The sequence below is a fragment of the Agrobacterium sp. 10MFCol1.1 genome, assembly GCF_000381165.1.
Classification (GTDB): Bacteria; Pseudomonadota; Alphaproteobacteria; order Rhizobiales; family Rhizobiaceae; genus Agrobacterium; species Agrobacterium tumefaciens.
The window spans coordinates 322,558-345,021 of record NZ_KB906076.1; the positions used below are offsets into that span (position 1 = coordinate 322,558).

The following is a 22,464-nucleotide window of genomic DNA, read 5'->3' on the forward strand; positions in this document are numbered from 1 at the left end:
TTTTGAAATGAACGGTCACCGAAAATGAGTTCCCATTCCGTGCCAATGCGGTCATGTCTTTGCAAAACTTGTACGAGCCAGTGTTCGATGACAAACTTTAAAGAGTTGACAGCATGGAAAATCCGGTTGCATTGAATCGCCTTTCTGAAAACACGGTCTTCCGTAAAGGCGACGTTTTCGTACTCTTCGGCGAACTGTTCGGCCGCGGATACGCCACCGGCTTGCTCGACGAAGCGAGACGGGCTGGAATGGAGATTGTGGGGATCACCGTCGGGCGGCGTGACGAGAACAACACACTGCGGCCGCTCGACGCCGATGAACTGTCTTCGGCGGAGGCCCAGCTTGGCGGCAGGATCATCAACATACCTCTTATGGCGGGTTTCGATCGCGATGCGCCCGCAGACGGGCCGACTCCCACCGATCTCCTGGCAAAAATGACGCTTGAGAGCTGGGAGCACGACAAGCTCGACTGGGACTATGTCAGGCAATGCCGCGACATTGCCAATGCGCGTTTTACGGAATCGCTTTCGAAAGTCATGACCGTTCTCGACGGTATGATCGCCGATGGCCGCAATGTTTTCTTCGCCCACACAATGGCAGGCGGCATCCCGAAGGCGAAGGTGTTCCTGGTCATCGCCAATCGGATCTACAAGGGAACCGGAACCCGCCACATGTCCTCGCAGACCCTGCTCGACAGTGACATGGGAAAACTCATCCTGCAGAATTTTGACGACGTCTCCGCAAACACCTTTCGCCATCTCATCGATTTCAGCGCGGCGATCCGCGAGCGCGTTGAAGCCTCAGGCGGTCAAGTGCGATATACGGCCTATGGTTATCACGGATCGGCGGTCCTCATCGACGGAAGTTATCGTTGGCAGACCTACACCAACTACACCCAGGGTTACGCGAAGATGCGGCTCGAAGGCATTGCAGAGGAAGCCTGGGCTAAAGGGATCAAGGCAACAGTTTACAATTGCCCCGAAATCCGGACCAATTCGTCCGACGTGTTCACCGGTATCGAGCTGCCCCTGATACCGCTGCTGCTTGCGTTGAAGAAAGAAAACGGCGGCCAATGGGCAGATGAACAGTGGCAGGCCTGCCAGCAGCTGCTGGTAGATGGCCTAACGATGGAAGACGTCTTCGGCAAGATCGCCGCCATGCAGGCCAGCGATGTCATGCGTCCGTTCTATGACTTTTCGGCATGGCCCATGGCAAACAGCCAGGCGCAGGCTGATCTCACCATCGGCACGTCCAACGAAATCACCCAGATGCATCGGGATAGCAAGGTGATGATCAGCGATCTGTTGAGCAGTCTCGTTGTGGCGGCAACAGGGCAGCTAATCTTCGGTGAATCTTCCGAACCCTCCGGTCCAGTTCTGTGGCTCAACCATGACATTGTGGCTCGGCGACTTAATGCTTCCCACCCGCATTCAAAGTCTTCCGCGCCGCTTATCGCGCCGGGAATGGGATCCGCGCAGCCTGAGATGGCGTGAAGGCTTCCCAGCCTGGCCTGGAGACCGGGTGCTTTAGCCATGAACGATCCAGAACCACATGGGTGGACTGGTCCCTGGTGGTAAGAAACAACTACCCCAATGCCGAGCTTTATGTTGATCGTCTCTCCCGGGCCTTGGTCGGATCGTCGCTGATCGCGGCGAGATGTGTTGGCAAGTTGCAGGCTAGGGCTGGCAGGACTAACGTCTACGCCAGATCTGAAGGATATAGCATCGCAAAAAAATCGGGCTTGCTATAAGACAACTCAGGCTCACACCGGGAGACAGCGGTGCGAGCCTGCGTTAACAGGGGATTGAGACATGCCATATCATTTCCTTGAAGTCGCCGTGACGCCAAGCGTCAGAGCCGCTCAGTCTGCCATGGGCGTGGACCAGATCTGGTTGGGTAATGATAGCCGTCCCTCCGATACCCTCACAGAAGACGAGATCGCTTTCATCGCCGCACGTGACAGCTTCTATATGGCATCGGTCTCGGAAACGGGCTGGCCCTACGTTCAACATCGTGGAGGCAATGCCGGTTTTCTCAAAGTCGTTGATCAACGAACTCTGGCCTTTGCCGATTATCGCGGCAACCGACAGTACATCAGCACCGGCAATCTGGCTGCCAATGACCGGGCCTGTCTTTTTCTGATGGATTACGCGCGAAGGGCGAGGCTTAAAATCTATGTTCATGTAGATCGGCTGACACTTGATGCCGACCCGACGCTCAACGATCTGGTATCCGACCCCACATATAAAGGCCGCGCGGAGGGGATTTTCAGGCTTCGGCTTGAAGCGTACGACTGGAACTGTCCCCAGCATATTACTCCGCGCTACACCCAACAGCAGGTTGAACAGGCAGTCGCTCCTCTTCGTGAAAAACTGCTGCAATTAGAAACCGAAAACGCAGCCTTGCGAGCACAGTTGGGAGGACTTCAAACATGAATGAAGTTCTAAGACCACCATGTCCCCCGTTCAGCGCGGTGGAGAAAGTCCTGCTTGCCGTCTGTCAGGATATCTGGCAGGCGCGTTCTTGGCCGCTTCTTTGAGCGCGCGCAACACCTGCAGTGATCAGCCTCATGGGGTACTCACGGTCTACCGGAAATAATTGTCAGCTTTCGGGCGTCGAGTTTGCGGTGAGGCCGTGACAACGCTTCCCACCGCCTTGTGTCGATTGCGGTAATTGTGGAAGAACGGCCAAGAATGTTGGCCGAGCCGCTGCTTTGAGGTTTGTGCCAATGCGTATCGGAGCAAGCCATCAGGCAAGCACAAAAAGTGAGAGAAAATGTTCCGTTTTTCAGTGATAGTGGCTGCGTGCTTGAGTATCAGCGGATGCGGACTAACCAAGGTACCTGATTTTGTGCATGATCGCGACGTGAGCAAGCTGGATGCGGTAGGTGTCAGCCTGGAAGCCGCAAGAGCGATGGCGACGCGAAACGGCTTCCGATGCAACCAAAGCCTTGATCGAAACCGCACAGTCGTGACCAAAGACAACGTCCAACGCAAGACCGATATCCTTGAATGCCATAAAACCTCCTTTGACCTGGTCTGCCCGCAGCGAAGATACGTGGTTTTCAATGCCGATCCGCAGAGCGGCATAGTTTACAGCGTAGGCCGGCGTATAACCCAACATTCCTGTTTCTAAACCGATGAACTTAAAATGCTCCGGCGTTGAACCTGCCGACGAATGTTCTTTCACGGCAAAGATCACCGCTGCAACATTGACCCTGTCGATGAAATGTCAGGCCAAGTGCTGTGATCGCGCGTGATACCAAGAGTGCTGGCATAAGTGCTTAACGAAGCAGTCCGTCCACGTCGAACTCCTCCCAGCCGCCGAGCTTCGAGGCCGGATCATCGGAAGACGTCGTTGGCCGCTTCGCAACCTTCTTCTTGAGCGACCGCGTCAGCTTCGCCTGATATGCCGCGCGCCGCCTCTTTTCGGCTTTCGCCTCTGCATCCTCCACCCGCCATTCGTCGACAACGCCACGGTCGAGAAGGTCTTCGACCACCTTGGGGTCAAAGACATGGAACGTGATCTGACGGGCGCGGCCGTTCAGTCTGACCGTTCGCGTCCCCGCGCTCGGCAGGCGACCGTCGGCAAGCCAACGATGCCGCTCGCTCGTCTTGATAGTCAGGATGTCCTCGATTTCGCGCGGGATTACCGGCAGTGCAGCGGCCTCCGTCACCACTTTTGTGACGATGGTCGCTGCTGCATTGAACGCGGTCTTTTCACTGGCCGTCATCGCCAGGGTGAGATCAACTCCTTCGAGCGAGATCAACTTTTTTGTATGAGCGGGCAGCCTTGCCTGTATTTCTTGAAGGACGCCTTTGGCGCGAACGGCCGACCCCATTGTCACGGTAGCCGGCAGGGTCCATGTTCTGATCAGTTCGATGTGATGTTTTTCATGCTTCGGCATGTCGCACAGATGGTGTTTGAGCGCGTTCAAGTCAAACAGCTAATTGATGGCACTTGTTCACTCGGCCAACTTGCTACGAGGCATGAAAGACAAGTCTGATGAATATCAGCCGATCTTTCCTCTCCCTTCGTATTGCTGAAATCTTCCATCAAGATACGCAGGAATGGTGTAGCAGCAGGGGCGTTTCTGCCGGCTTTCTGGCCGGACTGCGGTGATGTTCGCGCTGGTGGGGCGAAAGATATCGCTGAGCTCTCTCTCCCGAGGCTTATTTGGGAGCCCTCGTTGTAGGTTTGTCTCAAGCCCAGGGTGAAGGCTGATCTGCAATAACTGAGTTGAAGTCGCCTATGGCAGCGTAGCGCGCGGCTCGCACCTTTCTGAATTTGCTGCTGTCCACGACCAGATGCTTTTGAACCGAGCGTTGCATAACCATCTGCTTGATCGGCACTTCATGAAAATGTGAGCAGGTGACGCCATGCTGTTCGTCCACGCCACCGGCAGACAAGAATGCCTTGTTGATATTGATGCGCTTCAGCACCTCGATACCCTCATCACCCGAAAACGAAGCCGCTTCCGGATGATAGACCCCCCCGAGCATGATCAGGCGGACATCGGTTCTGCTCGCCAGTTCCTCTGCAACATTGAGGGAATAGCAGATGACCGTGACATGGGCGTTTGCCGGAATTTGCCGCGCCAGATGCGGCATCGTCGTTCCGCAATCGATGAATACAGTGTCATATGGTTCGATTAGAGCTGCCGCCTGCGTGCAGGCGCGCGCCTTGGCAGTTGCATGGCTGTCCTTCTCCTGCTCGAGCACATAGTCGCTGCTGATGGCTCCATCCTGAACCGGAATGATGTAGCCGCCAAGACAGCTAAGCCGCTGACCGTCGGCGGCAATGTCGCGGCGAATGGTAATTTCGGATACGCCAAGCCGGGACGCTGCGTCCCGCAGCCTCAGGACACCCGTTTCCTGAACCAGCCCGGCCAGCGCGTCCAACCTGGCATTGTGTGCACTTATTCTGCTCACCTTATCTCCGCTTTCGGTTTGTCCCTGCGCTTCATATTTCGGTGTTAGTTTCCTTGCAATCGCCCCTCTCTACGCTTGACAGAAGAACAACAAACATGAAACGATCGAAACATAATGATCGGATTGTATCATAATAGTTCGCATTATCGGGAGAGGAAAACAACAGGTTTCTGGGTCACATCGTGGTCCATCTACCGGGGCGTGGGAAAGCCTTTTCCGGGAGAATGAGGAGGCGTCGGACGCGTGAGGAGCGGGTACCGGCGTTAGGGATCGACCATTGTCGGGTGCTGCGACTGGAATAGGTCCGGCACAGTGCAGTTTCAAAGGGAGGAGTTATCCGTGAACAAGATTTTCGCAACCATCGCGCTTGCTGCCACGCTTTCGGCGTCGGCTGTCTTTGCGCAGAGCGCCGTCGATACATCGAAGGTCAACAAGGAATTGATCACCGCGGCGAGTGGCAAGAAATACACCATTGCGACCGTCGTGAAGGTGGATGGCATCGCGTGGTTTGACCGCATGCGAGATGGCGTCGAGCAGTTCAAGGGCGATACCGGAAACGATGTCTGGATGGTTGGCCCAAGTCAGGCCGATGCCGCCGCCCAGGTACAGATTGTTGAAAATCTCATCGCGCAGGGCGTTGACGCCATCGCCATCGTGCCGTTCTCGGTGGAAGCGGTGGAACCGGTTCTCAAGAAAGCCCGCGATCGCGGCATTGTCGTCATCAGCCATGAGGCTTCCAATATCCAGAACGTCGATTTCGACATCGAAGCCTTCGACAACAAGGCCTATGGCGCGAACCTGATGAAGGAGCTCGGCAAATCCATGGGCGGCAAGGGCAAATATGTCGCCACCGTTGGCAGTCTGACGTCCAAGTCGCAGATGGAATGGATCGATGGCGCCGTCGAGTACCAGAAGGCCAACTTCCCGGAAATGTCGCAGGCGACCGAGCGGCTGGAAACCTATGACGACGCCAATACCGACTACACCAAACTCAAGGAAGCGATGACCGCCTATCCTGATATCACCGGTATTCTCGGCGCGCCGATGCCAACATCGGCAGGCGCGGGTCGCCTGATCGCCGAAGGCGGTCTATCGGGCAAGGTCTTCTTCTCGGGCACGGGCCTGGTTTCCGTTGCCGGCGAATACATCAAGAACGATAACATCCAGTACATTCAGTTCTGGGATCCGGCCGTTGCCGGTTATGCCATGAACATGCTGGCTGTTGCGGTTCTCGAGAAGAAGAACGAGCAGATCAAGGCCGGCCTGAATATGGGCCTGCCCGGTTACGAAAGCCTGCTGGTTCCTGACGCCTCCAAGCCACATCTGCTCTATGGCGCAGGTTGGGTCGGCGTGACCAAAGAAAACATGGACAAGTACGACTTCTGATCCGAACCACGGAGGGAGGGGCAACCCTCTCTCCTTACACCCCGTGTTTTCCAGCCTTGCACGAGGCCATTATGACTGAAAATCTGATCGAGCTGCGCCATATCGGCAAGCGGTTTGGCGGCGTGAAGGCGCTCGACGACGTGTCGCTGAGCATTCGCCCGGGAGAAATCCATTGCCTTGCCGGTGAAAACGGTTCCGGTAAATCCACCGTCATCAAAATCATGTCTGGGGTTTACACGCCCGAGGACGGCGAGATTCTGATCGACGGGAAGCCTGTTGGCAAACTCGATCCGGTAAAATCCGTTCACCACGGTATTCAGGTGATCTACCAGGATTTTTCGCTGTTCGGTAACCTGACGGTCGCCGAAAACCTGGCGATCAATACCTTCCTGATGGAAGGCCGCAAGACGGTCGACTGGCGACAGGTTCGTCAGCTGGCTCGAAAGGCGTTGGACCGCCTCGGCGTGAGCATCGATCTTGATGCGGATGTCGAAAGCCTGCCCACGTCGGGCAAGCAGATCGTGGCGATCGCCCGCGCTCTCATGGCCGATGCGCGCCTGATCATCATGGATGAGCCGACGACGGCGCTAACGCGCCACGAGGTCGATGCCCTGTTCAAGATCGTGCGCGATATTCAGGCGCAGGGCATTGCCGTTCTCTTTGTCAGCCACAAGATGCGCGAGATGCTCGAAATCAGCGAGCGCCTGACCATTTTCCGCAACGGCAAGAAGGTTGCCGAAGGACCGATTGCCGAATTCGACGAGCCAGCAATCACACGCGCGATGACGGGGCAGGAACTGACTGCCCACAGCTACCAGTGGGCTCCTCGGGAGGGCGCCGACATGCCGGTGCTGGAAGTGCGCAATCTCTCGGTTCCGGGTTCGGTGGAAAATGCCGACCTGACGCTTAGGCCGGGCGAAATCGTCGGTATTTCGGGCTTGATCGGTTCGGGTCGCACCGAACTTGCACTGGCGCTGTTTGGCATGCGCCCTGACTTTACAGGTTCAGTGCGCCTTGCAGGCCGCGAGGTTCACCCGAGGACCGTTCAGGAAGGTATTGCCTGCGGTGTCGCCTATGTGCCGGAGGACCGCCTGACCGAGGGCCTGTTCCTGACACAATCGATCGAGCGCAATATCATTGTCACGTCGATTGAGAAATTTGTCCGCGGTCTTTTCATCAATCGTAAAAAGGCCGACGAAACGACCCGCGATATGTTCTCGGCCATGCAGATCGTGGCGCCGGGACCGCACACGCCGGTCAACCATCTGTCCGGCGGCAACGCACAGCGCGTGGTTCTGGCCCGCTGGCTGCTGACGGGCGCCAAAGTGCTGATCCTGAACGGCCCGACCGTCGGTGTCGATGTTGGTTCCAAAGCACAGATTCATAACATCATCCGCAAACTGGCCGAAAAGGAAGGCCTGTCCGTGCTGATGATTTCCGACGATGTCCCGGAACTGGTGCAAAACTGCAATCGCGTGGTGGTTATGCACCGCGGCCGTTTCGTTGACGAATTGTCCGGAGAAGGCATGACCGAAGACGCCGTTAATGACCGGCTCAAGACGCTGAATTGAGGGGCCGTAAAACATGAAATTCTTCAGAAGCACAGAGTTTATTATAGCCGGCGTCTTGCTGGCGGCCATGGTCATTATTGGTACGATCAACCCGGCATTCTGGTCGCTGGACAACATTTTCGGGCTGCTGCGTTCCAATGTCGTGATCGGCATTATGGCGCTCGGCGTCCTGCTGGTAATGATTTCCGGCGGTATCGATGTTTCGTTCACGGCCTTCGCCATTGCAGCGATGTATCTGACTGTGCGCGCCATGGTCTATCTCGGCTACGACGGCGTGCTCGTTCCTTTCGTTGCGGCAACGCTGATTGGGCTGGCTCTTGGTGCGTTCAACGGTTTCATTATCCACCGTTTTAGGATGATCCCGCTGATCGTGACGCTTGGAACCGGATCGATCGTGCGCGGTCTGGTTCTCGGCCTCGTTGGCACCAGCATCGTCAACATCAACAAGATGCCAAAGGAACTGATCGGGTTCGGCAAAACCGACGTCATCTCGCTGACGTCGGCCACGGGATCGACTTTCGGCCTGACCGCGATGTTTGTGGTCTATATGGGTCTGGCATTGGTTATCCACCTCGTCCTCACATACACCATGATCGGGCGCAGTGTTTATGCCTATGGCGGCTCGCCCGAAGCGGCCAAGCGCGTTGGCTTCAATACGGGCGCGACGATCTTCTTTGTCTACTGCGTTGCCGGTGCGCTGGCAGGTTTCTCAGGGCTGCTGCACTCATCGATGATCTGGCTTGCCAACCCGCGTGACTTTGTCGGTCTCGAACTCGACGTGATAGCGGCCGTGGTTCTGGGCGGGGCATCGATCTTTGGCGGACGCGGCACGGTTCTCGGCACCTTGATGGGCGTGTTCATGCTGGTGATGGTCAAAAACTCACTGATCATCATGAAGGTGGATACCACCTGGCAGCGCGTCGTTGTCGGCCTGATCATCATCGTCGCCACCGCCATCACCGCATGGCGCGATCGCAAAAGCATAGCGTAACGGGAGAGCGCATCATGAAAAATTCGTTCGACATGCGCCGGCTTCTCGGCAACGACAACAACATCCTTCAGCTCCTTGTGATCACCGTCATCGTCTTCGCGCTGATGACCTGGATGAACCCCGGCAAGTTCCTGAATTATTACAACTTCGAGTCCATCAGCTATATCATGCCCGAACTGGGGATCCTCTCCATCGCCATGATGATCGCCATGCTGACCGGCGGCATCGATCTTTCCGTGGTGGGCATTGCCAATCTGGCGGGTATCATCGCCGGCGTCTATTTCCATTCCACCATGGTTCAGGCAGGGCAATCCTCTACGTCGGGCATGGTGTTCTACACCGGTCTTGGCATCCTGCTCGCCATGGCAGTCGGCTTGCTGGCCGGTTTGGTCAACGGCCTGCTGGTCGCGAAACTGCGCATTACGCCAATCCTTGCGACGCTTGGCACAGGCCAGGTCTTGATGGGGCTGGCACTGGTGATGACCGGCGGGCCGGCAATCGTCGGTTTTCCCGATGCATGGAACTGGATCGGTAACGGTAAAATCTTCGGCATCGCGACTCCGTTCCTGCTGTTCGTCGCCGTGTGCATCATCGTGGCTATCCTGCTGACGCGCTCGACGCTTGGCATCAACCTGATGCTGATCGGGACCAATCCGCGGGCAGCGGTGTTTGCCGGTATCCGCAAAGATCGCATGATGCTGTATTCCTACATGCTGACCGGCGTTCTGGCGTCACTGGCGGGGATCATTCTGTCCGGCCGAACCAACGCAGCGAAATCCGACTACGGTGCGTCCTATCTGTTGCAGGCGGTGCTGATCGCGGTACTTGGCGGCACCAATCCCGCAGGCGGGAAGGGGCGGGTTCTTGGCATCGCCATCGCGCTGATCGCCCTCATGCTGCTTTCCTCCGGCTTCCAGATGATGCGGTTCTCCAACCACCTTATCGACTTCATCTGGGGGGCATTCCTCATTCTCGTCATCGCCATCAATGCGTGGCGCAACCCCGGCAGGTGATCTCATGCAGGCGACGGAATTTCATCTCCGCAGGCAGGACTTTACAGACGTCCCGTATCTTCTGGCGGCAACGGGCGGGTTGCAGATTACAGCCTTCCGGTATCCCACCGGCATCGAGGCGCTGCAGTTAGACAATCGCCACGGCCGGATCATCATCTTGCCCTTCATGGGGCAGATGATCTGGAGCGTGGCGTTCAACGGCGTCGACCTGACCATGGGAAGCCGCTTTGCCATGCCACGACCGGCCGGTTCGATCGTCGAGACCTATGGGTGCTTTGCATTCCACAGCGGCATGCTGCGCAATGGTTGCCCGTCGCCACAGGACAATCACCCCCTGCATGGTGAAATGCCCTGTGCCGCCATGGACAAGGCCGGTTTTGTCGTCGGCCACGACGCGCGCGGCGCCTATGTTCGGGTAACAGGCGAAGTTGAATATGTCATGGGCTTCGGCGCCAATTATCTCGCCCGCCCCAGCGTGACTTTGTACGCTGAAGACACGCTTTTTGACATGGTCATGGATATCCAGAACCTGTCATCAGCGCCCATGGACCTCATGTATATGTGCCATGTGAACTTTGCTTATGCCGAGGGTGCACGCATCGTTCAGCCCGTGCCGTATACGCCGGAGCAGGTGAAGGTGCGCACGGCCGTGCCCGGCCATGTGACGCCAAACCCCGATTATCTTTCCCTGCTGGAGACGCTGGCAAAGCAGCCTTCAGCCATGGAAGTGCTTAACGAGCCGCAACGTTACGACCCCGAACAGGTGTTTTACATTAACGGCCTGCCGACGGACGGCGAGGGGCTTACGCATCTGATGATGCAGCGGCGTGAGGGCGATGGCTTTGCCATCTCCTATCCGCTTGCGGCCTTCCCGAAGACGGTGCGCTGGATCCTGGTCAATGGGGATTCGCAAGTTGCCGCATTTGCCCTGCCGTCTACCTGCGAGCCGGAGGGCTATCTGGCGGAGAAGGCCAAGAACAACGTGCAGAGCCTGGCACCGGGCGAACGCAGGGCGTTTCCGGTACGGCTCGGCTATCTCGATTGCGCTGCCGCCGATCAGTTCGGCGCCAGGATCAGCGCCCTTTGAAACAGGATATCCAGGGAATTTCGGCATGAGCAAGAAAATCGGGGTCGTAGGCTCCAACATGGTCGACCTTATCACCTATGTGAACCGTATGCCCGGACCGGGCGAGACGCTCGAAGCTCCCGCCTTCGAAATGGGTTGCGGCGGCAAGGGCGCCAATCAGGCGGTGGCTGCGGCGCGTCTTGGCGCTGATGTCATGATGGTCACCCGGGTCGGTGACGATGTCTTCGGCGACAATACCATTCGCAATCTCGAGAGCTTCGGCGTGGATACGCGTCACGTGGTGAAGGTTGCCGGCAAGTCCAGTGGCGTCGCGCCGATTTTCGTCGAGGAGTCGGGCGAGAATTCGATCCTCATCGTCAAGGGCGCCAATGCCGATCTTCTGCCGGCAGAGGTCGACAAGGCGGCCGCCGATCTGAAACAGTGCGGTCTGATCCTCATGCAGATGGAAGTGCCGGTTGAGACAGTCTATCACACCATCGAACTTGCGGCCCAAAACGGTATCGAGACGATCCTCAATCCTGCGCCCGCCGCTGCCAATCTCGATCCGGAGCGTATTCGCCAGGTAACGTTCCTCGTTCCGAACGAGAGCGAGCTGGCATTACTGTCCGGCTTGCCGACCGAGACCGACGAAGCAATCATCACTGCCGCCCGTTCCCTGATCGCACGCGGTATCCGTACCGTCATCGTGACGCTGGGCGGACGTGGCGCGCGCGTAATTACGTCAGATGAGATCGTCAATATCGAGCCCGTCAAGGTAACGCCGAAAGACACCACCGGCGCTGGCGACGCCTTTATTGGCTCCTTTGCCCGCTTTTATGCCGAAACGGGAGAGGTCGTGTCTTCACTGAAGAAGGCATCTCTCTATGCGGCGCATTCCATCACCCGTCCCGGAACACAGAAGGCCTATGCCAGCATCGAAGAGTTCGAGGCATTCTGCCGCGAACATGCCAATGCCGCAGCCTGACCAGAAGAATGGACAGAAAATGAGCGAAGCATTCCCCAGAAACAACGGCACGGCTCTCAAACCGGAATGGTTTGAAGATGTATCGGTCAATCGCAGTGCCTCCGAACGGCGGGCAGCAACAATCACCACCCGGCGCTCGGTCAAGAAGGAATATCAGGTTGCCTGGCAGATCAAGGCGATTACCTGCATCGATCTGACAACGCTGTCCGGCGACGACACGCCCGGTCGTGTGCGCCGACTGTGTGCGAAAGCGCGACGTCCGGTTCGGGACGATATTCTTGAGGCACTCGGTCTTGCTGACGCCGGTATCACAACCGGTGCCGTCTGCGTCTATCCGACCATGGTGCCCCATGCCATCAAGGCACTGGAAGGCACGACTATTCCGGTCGCATCGGTGGCGACGGGCTTTCCCTCCGGCCTCACTCCGCTACCGCAGCGGCTGGCAGAAATCCGCTATGCCGTCGAGCAGGGCGCTAAGGAGATCGATATCGTTATTACTCGCGAGTTCGTTCTGACGCAGAACTGGACCGCACTTTATGACGAGATCGCCGCGATGCGTGAAGCCTGTGGCGACGCCCATATGAAGGCTATCCTGGCGACGGGTGATCTCAATACGCTGACCAATGTCTATCGCGCCTCGATGGTGGCGATGCAGGCGGGTTCGGACTTCATCAAGACCTCGACCGGCAAAGAAGAAGTCAACGCCACTCTGCCGGTCAGTCTGACCATGGTGCGTGCGCTGCGCGACTACGGCGAACTGACTGGCCAGATGGTCGGCTTCAAGCCTGCAGGCGGGTTGAAGACAGCGAAGGACGCGTTGTCATGGCTGACGCTGATGAAGGAGGAGCTGGGCAATCGCTGGTTGGAACCGGACCTGTTCCGCATCGGCGCCAGCTCGATGCTTGGCGATATCGAGCGCCAGCTCGAACATTTCGTAACCGGTCGCTATTCCAGCGCTCACCATCACGCTGCTGCATAAGGACTGAAAAAATGCGACCCATCAAGGACATTTTGGAAACCATGGAATATGGACCTTCCCCCGAAGCCAATGGTGATGTGAAACAGTGGCTCGACGCGCATGGACGCTCGTTTGGACATTATATCAACGGCCGGTTCGTTTCTCCGGAGGGCCGCGAGACCATTTCCGTGTCAAACCCCGCAAACGGGGATAAGCTCGCGGAAATCATTCGCGGCAATGAGGAAGACGTCGATCAGGCGGTCAAGGCCGCCCGCACGGCCTTCGCAAAATGGTCGAAGCTGTCGGGTCACGAGCGCGCTCGTTACCTCTATGCCATTGCCCGACATGTACAGAAGCGCGAGCGCTTCCTGTCCGTTCTGGAAACGATGGATAACGGCAAGCCGGTTCGCGAAACACGCGATATCGACATTCCACTCGTCGCCCGCCATTTTTACCATCACGCCGGATGGGCCGAAATGGTGGAAGACGAGTTCCGTGGTTTCTCGCCGGTCGGTGTTTGCGGTCAGGTGATCCCGTGGAATTTCCCTCTGCTGATGCTGGCGTGGAAGATCGCGCCAGCGCTTGCTGCCGGCAATACCGTGGTACTTAAGCCTGCCGACCTGACACCGCTGACCGCTGTCGCCTTTGCGGAAATCTGCCACGAGGTCGGCCTTCCCGCCGGTGTCGTCAACATCGTGCAGGGCGATGGCTCGACAGGCGCTGCAATCTGCGGCCATGACGGCATCGACAAGGTTGCCTTCACCGGCTCCACCAAGGTCGGTCGCGTTATTCGCGAGCAGATTGCCGGTTCGGGCAAAAAGCTGTCGCTGGAACTGGGCGGCAAGTCACCATTCATCGTTTTCGAGGATGCAGATCTCGATGCGGCGGTTGAAGGTGTTGTTGACGCGATCTGGTTCAATCAGGGCGAAGTCTGCTGCGCCGGTTCCCGCCTGCTGGTGCAGGAAGGTATTGCCGATAAATTTTATGCACGGCTGAAAAAGCGGTTGGAAACCCTGCGGGTCGGCGATCCGCTCGACAAGTCGACCGATGTCGGCGCGATTGTTTCGGCCACGCAGGTGAAACGCATCACGGATCTGGTACGCAAGGGCGTGGAAGAGGGCGGTGAACTCTGGCAGAGTTCCAACCCGTTGCCGGCCACCGGCAATTACGTCGCTCCCGGCTTCTTCACCGAAGTCGATCAGGCATCGACGGTTTGCCAGGTGGAAATCTTTGGCCCGATCGCCGCGGCGACCACCTTCCGCACGCCGGATGAAGCTGTTTCGCTGGCCAACAATACCCGTTACGGCCTCGCCGCCTCCATCTGGTCGGAAAACATCAATGTAGCGCTTGATCTGGCCGCCCGCGTCAAGGCAGGCGTGGTCTGGATCAACTGCACCAACATGCTCGATGCCGGTGCAGGTTTTGGCGGCTACCGCGAAAGTGGCTTCGGTCGCGAAGGTGCGCGCGAGGGGCTTTACGAATATCTGGCGGCAGACTGGGAAAAGAGCCTGCCGGTCACTAAGCCCGCTGAAGCCTTCACGCCATCTGCATTGCCGAACGCTGACAGCAAGATGGCGATCGATGGCCTTGATCGAACCATGAAGAACTATATCGGCGGCAAGCAAGCCCGCCCCGACGGTGGCTACAGTTATTCGGTGACCGGCAAGGGCAACACCGTGATTGGCATGGCCGGAATAGGCAGCCGCAAGGACATCCGCAATGCTGTGGAAGCAGCGTCCAAGGCAAGCAGCTGGAGTTCCGCAACCGCCCATAACCGTGCTCAAGTGCTCTATTATCTTGCAGAGAACCTCGATGCACGGCGTGACGAATTTGTCGCCCGCATCATCGATAGCACCGGTGTCAGCGAAAAGAAGGCGAAGGACGAAGTCGACGCATCAATGCGCCGTATTTCCTATTATGCCGCCCAGGCAGACAAGTTCGATGGCGCTGTGCACTCCACCAAGTCACGTCACGTCACGCTTGCCATGAACGAGCCGTGGGGCATCGTCGGGATCGTTTGCCCCGATGAGGCACCCCTCCTGTCGCTGGTGTCGCTGGTGCTGCCTGCAATCGCCATGGGCAATCGCGTTGTGGTGGTCCCGTCGTCTCGCCATCCATTGATTGCCGGTGATTTCTACCAGGTGCTGGACACGTCTGATATGCCCGGCGGGGTCATCAACATTGTGACCGGCGAAAGCGATCTGCTTGCAAAGACACTGGCCGAGCATGATGACGTTGCGGCTGTCTGGTATTTCGGCTCGACCGAGGGAAGCACGATGGTCGAGCGGGCTTCTGCAGGCAACCTGAAGGCCACCTGGGTCAATAATGGCCGTCAGCCCGATTGGCTAAATCGCACCGAAGCGCAGGGTCGTGATTATCTGCGCAGGGCGATCCAGGTGAAGAACATTTGGGTGCCATACGGAGCCTGACCGGCATTGTGCACGGGCGACAACTGACAAAATGGCTTACGGAGGCCAACGGTCTCCGTAGGTTTTTTGAGTTATACTAATTGCTGCAACCGCATCTTTGCCCTGTTGGTCAACCTGGGAACGTCATTGGCGCAACTTCTGGGTTTCGAGCGGAACGAGGGACTGCGCTGCAGCCACTTGCCGGTTTCCGGCGGATCGGCGATGACGCCAGTGAAAATTGATGTTCCAGCGCCAGTCTGAGCGAGGCTGGCGAGGGGCGGCTGATCAAGTCCCGCCTTGACGACCCCACCGTCGGAAATCACCAGGACACGCGCTCCGAGCTTGGACTTGAGCTTTGAAAGCGTTGCGCGGCAGCCCGTCCCGCAATTATCTGCGGGACGGGCGTGAACGTGAATGTCAACATTGTGCCGACTTTTACTGATGCCATTTGACGAGAGGCTGATAGTGATGCGGCTGACGCATGACGACCAGGTCTTTTCGCCGGACGATGTTCGTCGGATATGGCGTGTCGAGATTGGTGGTATCGACAGCCGCAGCGGCAATCCCCTCCTCATCCAGGATCGCCGATTCCTGACGTGGAAAAGCAAAGGAATCCGGCCCGAATACCGCACTCTTGCCCAGATAACCCTTTTTCTGGTCCAGCACATTGGCGAAGGCGAAATAGACGTTGTTTTCGCCGCCGCGAACGCGAAGCGCATGCCAGTGGTAGGGATCGGCACCCTTTGGGATCGGATAGTTGTGCGGGATTTTCGTACCGCCATGGCTACCGGTGAAGGTGCCGGCGATCGCCGAAGGGCAGGCAACAAGATCGCATCCCATAAGTGAAAGCGAACGGATGGCTTCCGGATAAAGCGCGTCGTGGCCAATCGCCAGGCCCACCCGGCCAATGGCAAGGTCGTAGATTTTCCATTCGTCGCCGGCCGTTGCCCAACTGTCGGCGACGCCCAGATGCGTCTTGCGATAGCTGCCCACCAGCCCCTCGGGCCCTGCAAGGACCACGCTGTTATAGATCCTGTCTTCGTCAGCTTCGGCAAATCCGGCGACGATATAAAAGCCGAGCTTCATGGCCAGGCGAACGAAGGCGGATACGGTTGGACCAGACAGCGGCTCCGCCCGCGTTTGCGGGGCCTCAAGTCCGGTCAGCGACAGTTCCGGGAACACCAGAATGTCCGGCGCCGTTGTCGCCTTAGCCTCGTTTGCGAGCCTTGTTATGTGGGCAATATTGTCTGCAATGACGGAGGTTGGCGCGAACTGGGCAACGGCTGCACGCGATCTGCGTCCGCGCGGGATTGGCTGATAGCCATAGAGGCGGAAGTAATCGCCAGGGTTCCAGGTGAAACTGTTGGTCATCATGTTCATGTAGAGCTCGGGCCGGCGCGTCTTGAAGACCGGTTCGCTTAAGACCTCGCGGCGACGGGCACGGGCAAGATCGACCTTGCCATAGGCAATTCCGTCGCCTGTGTCGATGGATGCGGCAACCGTTCCGTCGGGCTCGATCAGGCAACTTCCCCCGGAAAACTGCACGGTTCTTTCCAGACCCCACCGATTACTTTCAATGACATAGCAGGCATTTTCGAAGGCGCGGTTGATCCAGTAGGGAGCGGGCGCGCGTTCCTGCAGCCAGTTGGAGATGTGGCATATGATGTCGGCACCGGCCAGAGCCTCCAGCCGCGCCGTCTCGAAGAAATGCAGATCCATGCACACCAGCATTGAAATACGTCCGATCTCCGTTTCGAAGACCTCGTGCACGATGTCGCCATTTGCGGCCCATTTTGGCTCGGCGATATAGGGATGCGACTTGCGGTGCCGACCAACGATGCCATCCGGACCGATCAGAACTGCCGTATTGTAATAGAGATCGTTCGCCGGATCGACTTCCGGCATGCCGACGACGATGTAGCAGCCGTGTTTGCGGGCAATCGCCTGGAAAACATCGGTGGTCGGTCCGGGGATCGCCTCGACGAACGGCTTCACCTCGGCCCTGTCGAACCAGCAATAGCCTGTCGTCCCCATTTCGGGGGTGACGATCAGGCGGGCGCCGGCCTGCGCCGCTTCCTCGCAAAGGGCGCTCAGCCGGCTGATATTGCGCGCCTTTTCGAACATGGTCGGTTCGAACTGGATAGCGGCGGCGGTGTAGCTTTGTGTCGGTGTCATGATTGTTCCCATTGTCTTATGAAAGGATGCGTTTTTTCAAACAGCCATATGCCTATGAACCAGCGCGTCGGAGAGCGCGTCGATGGCGCCGGCCGCGACCACACCTCCCTTCTCCAGCATGGCGAAGTGGTGAGAGGCATGCCGCGCAAATGCAACGTTCTGCTCGACGAGGATGATCGTCATGCCGATCTCGCGATTGAGCCGGATGATGATCTTTTCAATCTCCTCGACGATAGAGGGCTGGATGCCTTCATTGGGTTCATCGAGAAGCAGTACCTTCGGATCCGCGGCCAGTGCGCGGGCGATGGCGAGCTGCTGTTGCTGGCCGCCCGAAAGCACACCGCCGGGCCGATCGAGGTTGGCCATCAGATATGGAAAAAGCTCCGGCACCAGTGCCGGAATTTCGCGTTTGCGATCGGTGCGCGCAAAGGCGCCCATCAGGATGTTCTCGCGGATGGTGAAATCGGGAATGATCTCCCGGCCCTGAGGGACGTAGGCGATCCCGGCCCGTGCCCTCATATGCGTCGAAGATGAGCCTATGTCTTTCCCCTGCAGATGCATCTCGCCCGTCATACGGTCGGTCAGCGCCATCAGGGTTTTCAACAGGGTCGTCTTGCCGGTACCGTTGCGGCCAAGAATGCTGGTTACCTTTCCCGCCGGGATATCAAGCGTGACGCCGTGCAGGATATGGCTGCGGCCGTAATAGCTGTGTACGTTTTTCAATGTCAGCATCAGGATATTCCTTTCGAACCGAGATAGGCCTCGCGGACCTTCGGATTGCTCTCGATATCCTCGACGCTTCCTTCGGCGAGAACCTCTCCCAGATGCAGAACGGTGATGCGTTCGGCGATTTCACGGACGAACCCCATGTCGTGCTCGACGACAAGGATGGTGTGGCGGCCTTTGAGATTTTTGATGATCTGGGCCGTCTTGCGCGTTTCGGCCTGGGTCATGCCCGCCGTCGGCTCGTCCAGCAGAACAACCTTGGGATCCTGGACGATGAGCATGCCCAGTTCCAGCCATTGCGTCTGGCCATGACTGAGATAAGCCGCAGTCACATTCTCCTCCGCTTCGAGGCCGGTGAGGGCGAGTACCTCATCGACGCGTTTGGCTTCGGCGCGCGAAAATCCAAACCGGAGATTGGCAAACACCGATGGATTGCGGCAATTGGCGACCTCCAGATTCTGCCGCACGGTGAGATCGCGAAAAATGCTGGGGATCTGGAATTTTCGACCGATCCCGGCGCGGGCGATCTTGTGTTCCGGCCAGTTGGTGATGTCTGTGTCGTAGACGAAGACCCTGCCTTTTGTGCTGCGGGTCTTGCCGCTGACCAGGTCCATCAAAGTTGTCTTTCCGGCGCCATTTGCGCCGAGCAAAACACGCAACTCGCCATCGCGAACGGTAATGCTGACATTGTTGACGGCTCTGAATCCGCCAAAATCGACGCTGAGACCGTCGATGGTCAATGCGATTGCACTCATATTACAATGCCTCGCTTTGTTGCTGTAACGATGAGGATGCCGGGCCTGGTTTGACACGGCGGATAAACTGCCTCAGCACATCGTGCGCGACGCCGCCAAGGCCCCGCGGCATGAACAGGACGACAAGGACGAAGATGAGGCCGATGATCGCTTTCCAGGCCTCGACCAGCGCTTCGGTCTCGCTGACCTCGGCCTCGATCATGTTGATCAGGATCGCGCCGATGCAGGCGCCGAGCAGGGAGGAACGGCCGCCAACGGCAGCCCAGACGACCATCGTCACCGAGAAAGACAGGTCCATGAAGGTCGGCGAGGCGAACTCCGCAACGACCACATAGAGCATGCCGGCAACGCCGGCGATGCCTGCAGAAATGACAAAGAAGAACACTTGGTAAAGCGAGACGTCGAAGCCAAGATAGCGGGCGCGAAGCTGATCGTCGCGGATCGCCTGTAGGATCATACCTGCACGGGTCTCCACGATGAGACGCGCGCCGATGAGCGTCAGGGACAGGCATGCGGCGCACAGATAATAGGTTGCCCGGCTGTAGGGGTCGAATTCGATGCCGCCGATCGTCAGCCAGCCAAGATCGGTCAGGCCGTTGAAGCCGTTCGTCACCGGTTGCGCATCGACCATGACGAGACGCACAAGCAGAACAAGCGCCAGGGTGATGATCGAGACAAAGACACCGGAAATGCGCTTGCGGAAAACCAGCATGCCGAGTGCCCCGGCAATCACGACGGGAAGCACGATGCCAAGCACGAGACCTACGGACTGGCTCTGAAACGGAAGCCAGAGGAAGGAGCCCTTGTTGATACAGCAAAGTTCCGTCGGCGCGCCGGGCTCGGCATTCCACAGCATGAAATCTGGAACCGGCCTGTCGGAGCCCTGTTGCAGGCTGGTCAGGCTCGACAGTTTCAGCGACATGGCGAGCATGTAGGCGCCCAGGCCAAAAAACAGCCCCTGGCCGAGATTGAGAATGCCGGCATATCCCCATGTAAGCGCAATGGCGACGCCGAGCATGCCGTAGACCAGATATTTCGAAATGCGGTTCAGCCAGAATTCGTCACCGAAAACCGGCGCTGCAAAAATCACCGCGATGAAAAGCACATAGGCGGCGATCTGGAATTTTCGTTCGATGCTCATGTTAGCGCCCCTTGAACGAGAATAGCCCGCTGGGCTTGACGAGAATGACGAGGATGACGACCCCGAAGACGACGGCGCGCGCCAGAATGTCGTTCGTTCCAATCGCCACCAGCGCATTGATTTCGCCCAGAAGCCCTGACGACAGGGCCGTGCCGAAAAGGCTGCCGACCCCGCCCGTTACCACGACCATGAAACCGTCAACGACCATCGTCGTGCCCATGTCGGGGAAAACGGTCTTGAAGCCGGACATCATTACGCCGGCGACGCCCGCAAGGCCGGAACCGAAGGCGAAAGTCAGGGCATTGATGCGTTTCACATCGATGCCGCAAGCGGCAGCCATTTTTGGATTACGGATGATGGCGCGCACCTGCATGCCCGCTGTCGTTCGGTAGAGAATGAACCATGTCGCCAGCGTCAACGCGGCCGTCACCGCGATGATGAAGGTGCGATACGCGTTGATGTCGGCGCCGGCGAACCTGAAGGTGCCCTGCAGATACGAAGGCACGGCGACGTTTTGCAGTCCGGCTCCCAGGCCCTCGATATGAATGCCGAAAAAGCTGAGGCCGAATTCGAGCCTTACGGCCTGCTGCAAAAGGATGGCAATGCCCCAGGTGGCAAGAAGCGTGTCGAGCAGGCGGCCGTAAAGCCTGCGCACCACCACCCGCTCGATCACCAGGCCGAGCAGGGCGGTCACGACAAAAGCCAGGGGAATTGCGAACAGAAGGCCTGTTTTCAGCCAGATGCCCGAGAGGACGGCGACGTAGGCACCGATCATGACCATTTCGCCGTGGGCCATGTTGATGACGCCCATGGCGCCGTAGGTGATGGCAAGACCGAGTGCCACCAGAAGAAGGATTGAGCCGAGACTGAGGCCGATAAAGAGAATGTCGAGCATAACGCCACCGTTCGTGAGAAGGGCGGACCAGACTTTGTCCTGCTCCTTGCCTGCCCCGAAATCGGGTTGGCACCGAGCAGAGGAAAAAACGCAGATCCGCCTTGCCGAGACATGGTCCCGCCAGGCATGGCTGGCGGGAGGACGCGGAAAAAGGGGTCAGCCCTTGAGCTTTGCTGCGTCGAGACCGTTGCTGGTGCAGAAAAGATTGCTTTCCGTCTCGCCATAGGCCGAATAGGGCAGCGGTTTGATCGGTGCTGGGTAGGCGTTGACAACCTTGCTTTGTCCATCCGGCTGCCATTGGCCGATACGCGGCGTCAGCCAGCAATGCAGGTTGTCGGGGTCGGTGGTCACCTTGCCGCCGGGCGCGTCATAGGTCTGGCCACGAATGCCAGCCCGGATAGCATCGGCGGACAGATCGCCGGATTTCTCCACTGCCTGCTTCCACAGGAATACCTGGAAATAGGCGGCCTCGAGCGAATGGTATGTCACTGCCTTCGGATCGTTGACGAAGGTCCTGAAGCGTTCGATGAAGCTCTTGTTGGCCGGCGTTTCGATCGACATAAAATATGGAAATGATGTGTAGCTGCCCGCCGCATATTCGGCGCCCATGGCGGCGATCTCTATTTCGGAGGTCACTGTCGCGCAGATCGGGATAACCTCCTGCGAGAGGCCCTGGTTCTTGAACTCGCGGTAGAAGGCGATGATCGAGTCGCCAACCACGTTGGAAAGAACCACGTCGGCGCCCGATTCCTTGATCTTGCTGACCATGACAGCCCATTCGGAGTGTCCAAGTTCCAGATATTCGTCCGCCACCCATTCTGCGCCCGCCGCCTCGATCAGTTTCTTGGAAACCTTGGCCATCTCGCGCGGATAGACATAGTTGGAGCCAACGATGAAGAACTTCTTCTTGCCCAGTTTCTCGACAATCCAGGGAATGTAGTTGGAGAGCTGCTGGTTTGGAACGGCGCCGGAATAGACGACGTTGCGCGAGCACTCAAAGCCCTCATAGTGCGTCTGGTAGAACAGCATCGCGCCGCGCCGTTCGAAGATCGGCAGCACGGCCTTGCGGCTGGCAGAGGTGTGGCAGCCGAAGATGGTGGAAATCTTGTCCTTGAGGATCAGTTTCGATGCTTTTTCGCTGAAGGTCTTCGGATCGGAAGCGCCGTCTTCGACGACGACTTCCACCTGGCGGCCAAGAACGCCGCCGGCTGCGTTGATTTCGGCCACGGCCATCATGACACCGTTGGCGAGAAGCTTCTCGGCGACAGAAAGCCCGCCCGTCTGTGAGTAGAGCGCACCGACCTTGATAGCATCGGCTGCAAAGGCCCGGCCGCCCAGCGCCGGCAAGGCGAGTGCGGCTGAAGCGGTGGCTGCGGTTTTCAGAAAGTCACGTCTGTTGAACACCATCTTGGTTCCCCTTTTTTTGATTGGCGCACGCGACGGCACTGCCCGGCTCTACGGCG

The 22,464-nt window shown here is 58.0% G+C and carries 19 protein-coding genes; 10 read left to right on the forward strand and 9 right to left on the reverse strand.

What is annotated here, in order from left to right; translation table 11 throughout:
* The first annotated feature begins 113 nt into the window (after positions 1–113).
* Both F617_RS0114940 and F617_RS0114945 read left to right on the forward strand, forming a co-directional pair.
* Positions 114–1,493, forward strand: a complete 1,380-nt coding sequence (locus F617_RS0114940; RefSeq protein WP_019565864.1) for a hypothetical protein — start codon at positions 114–116, stop codon at positions 1,491–1,493.
* A gap of 318 nt (positions 1,494–1,811) precedes the next feature.
* Positions 1,812–2,435, forward strand: a complete 624-nt coding sequence (locus F617_RS0114945) for a pyridoxamine 5'-phosphate oxidase family protein (protein ID WP_003517021.1) — start codon at positions 1,812–1,814, stop codon at positions 2,433–2,435.
* 394 nt (positions 2,436–2,829) lie between these two features.
* Here F617_RS0114945 and F617_RS0114950 read toward each other — a convergent pair whose 3' ends face one another.
* The 3 genes from F617_RS0114950 to F617_RS0114960 form a co-directional block, all read right to left on the reverse strand.
* Positions 2,830–3,189 (reverse strand): hypothetical protein, encoded by a 360-nt coding sequence (locus tag F617_RS0114950; protein ID WP_245260807.1) that lies wholly within the window; start codon positions 3,187–3,189, stop codon positions 2,830–2,832.
* A gap of 94 nt (positions 3,190–3,283) precedes the next feature.
* Positions 3,284–3,907 carry a hypothetical protein gene (locus F617_RS0114955; RefSeq protein ID WP_026330874.1) on the reverse strand — a complete coding sequence of 208 codons (624 nt, stop codon included), beginning with the start codon at positions 3,905–3,907 and terminating at the stop codon, positions 3,284–3,286.
* Between the two features lie 295 nt (positions 3,908–4,202).
* Complete coding sequence (locus tag F617_RS0114960; RefSeq protein ID WP_013637539.1) at positions 4,203–4,931, reverse strand: DeoR/GlpR family DNA-binding transcription regulator; 729 nt, start codon at positions 4,929–4,931, stop codon at positions 4,203–4,205.
* A 339-nt stretch (positions 4,932–5,270) separates the two neighbouring features.
* Here F617_RS0114960 and F617_RS0114965 point away from each other — a divergent pair, with 339 nt between their 5' ends.
* The 8 genes from F617_RS0114965 to F617_RS0115000 all read left to right on the forward strand — a co-directional run bounded on the left by F617_RS0114965 (position 5,271) and on the right by F617_RS0115000 (position 15,330).
* Positions 5,271–6,317 (forward strand): autoinducer 2 ABC transporter substrate-binding protein, encoded by a 1,047-nt coding sequence (locus F617_RS0114965; RefSeq protein WP_003517012.1) that lies wholly within the window; start codon positions 5,271–5,273, stop codon positions 6,315–6,317.
* A gap of 71 nt (positions 6,318–6,388) precedes the next feature.
* The gene (locus tag F617_RS0114970) at positions 6,389–7,888 is read left to right on the forward strand and encodes a sugar ABC transporter ATP-binding protein (RefSeq protein ID WP_019565867.1); all 1,500 of its coding nucleotides are present in this window, start codon (positions 6,389–6,391) and stop codon (positions 7,886–7,888) included.
* 13 nt (positions 7,889–7,901) lie between these two features.
* Positions 7,902–8,879 carry an ABC transporter permease gene (locus tag F617_RS0114975; protein WP_003517007.1) on the forward strand — a complete coding sequence of 326 codons (978 nt, stop codon included), beginning with the start codon at positions 7,902–7,904 and terminating at the stop codon, positions 8,877–8,879.
* A gap of 14 nt (positions 8,880–8,893) precedes the next feature.
* Complete coding sequence (locus F617_RS0114980) at positions 8,894–9,892, forward strand: ABC transporter permease (protein ID WP_003517006.1); 999 nt, start codon at positions 8,894–8,896, stop codon at positions 9,890–9,892.
* Positions 9,893–9,896: 4 nt separating this feature from the next.
* Entirely contained in the window at positions 9,897–10,979 is a 1,083-nt protein-coding gene (locus F617_RS0114985) for an aldose 1-epimerase family protein (protein ID WP_019565868.1), read from the forward strand.
* Positions 10,980–11,004: 25 nt separating this feature from the next.
* Positions 11,005–11,943, forward strand: a complete 939-nt coding sequence (gene rbsK / locus F617_RS0114990) for a ribokinase (protein WP_019565869.1) — start codon at positions 11,005–11,007, stop codon at positions 11,941–11,943.
* Between the two features lie 19 nt (positions 11,944–11,962).
* Positions 11,963–12,922 carry a deoxyribose-phosphate aldolase gene (deoC, locus tag F617_RS0114995; RefSeq protein ID WP_026330875.1) on the forward strand — a complete coding sequence of 320 codons (960 nt, stop codon included), beginning with the start codon at positions 11,963–11,965 and terminating at the stop codon, positions 12,920–12,922.
* Between the two features lie 11 nt (positions 12,923–12,933).
* Positions 12,934–15,330: an aldehyde dehydrogenase family protein gene (locus F617_RS0115000; RefSeq protein ID WP_019565871.1), complete on the forward strand. Its 2,397-nt coding sequence runs from the start codon at positions 12,934–12,936 to the stop codon at positions 15,328–15,330.
* Positions 15,331–15,744: 414 nt separating this feature from the next.
* On the opposite strand, the gene F617_RS0115005 is transcribed toward F617_RS0115000, so the two are convergent.
* From F617_RS0115005 to F617_RS0115030, 6 genes are all read right to left on the reverse strand, one after another.
* A complete protein-coding gene (locus F617_RS0115005) occupies positions 15,745–17,496 on the reverse strand; it encodes a nitrilase-related carbon-nitrogen hydrolase (protein WP_019565872.1) in 1,752 nt (583 codons plus the stop codon).
* Between the two features lie 24 nt (positions 17,497–17,520).
* Positions 17,521–18,216: an urea ABC transporter ATP-binding subunit UrtE gene (urtE, locus tag F617_RS0115010; protein ID WP_003516996.1), complete on the reverse strand. Its 696-nt coding sequence runs from the start codon at positions 18,214–18,216 to the stop codon at positions 17,521–17,523.
* Entirely contained in the window at positions 18,216–18,965 is a 750-nt protein-coding gene (gene urtD, locus F617_RS0115015; protein ID WP_003516994.1) for an urea ABC transporter ATP-binding protein UrtD, read from the reverse strand. The genes urtE and urtD overlap by 1 nt, the downstream gene beginning before the upstream one ends.
* Before the next feature lies 1 nt (position 18,966).
* Positions 18,967–20,106: an urea ABC transporter permease subunit UrtC gene (gene urtC, locus F617_RS0115020; protein WP_013637551.1), complete on the reverse strand. Its 1,140-nt coding sequence runs from the start codon at positions 20,104–20,106 to the stop codon at positions 18,967–18,969.
* Position 20,107: 1 nt separating this feature from the next.
* Positions 20,108–21,001: an urea ABC transporter permease subunit UrtB gene (gene urtB / locus F617_RS0115025; protein ID WP_019565873.1), complete on the reverse strand. Its 894-nt coding sequence runs from the start codon at positions 20,999–21,001 to the stop codon at positions 20,108–20,110.
* A gap of 156 nt (positions 21,002–21,157) precedes the next feature.
* Positions 21,158–22,408 carry a transporter substrate-binding domain-containing protein gene (locus F617_RS0115030; RefSeq protein WP_003516989.1) on the reverse strand — a complete coding sequence of 417 codons (1,251 nt, stop codon included), beginning with the start codon at positions 22,406–22,408 and terminating at the stop codon, positions 21,158–21,160.
* Between the last annotated feature and the right edge of the window lie 56 nt (positions 22,409–22,464).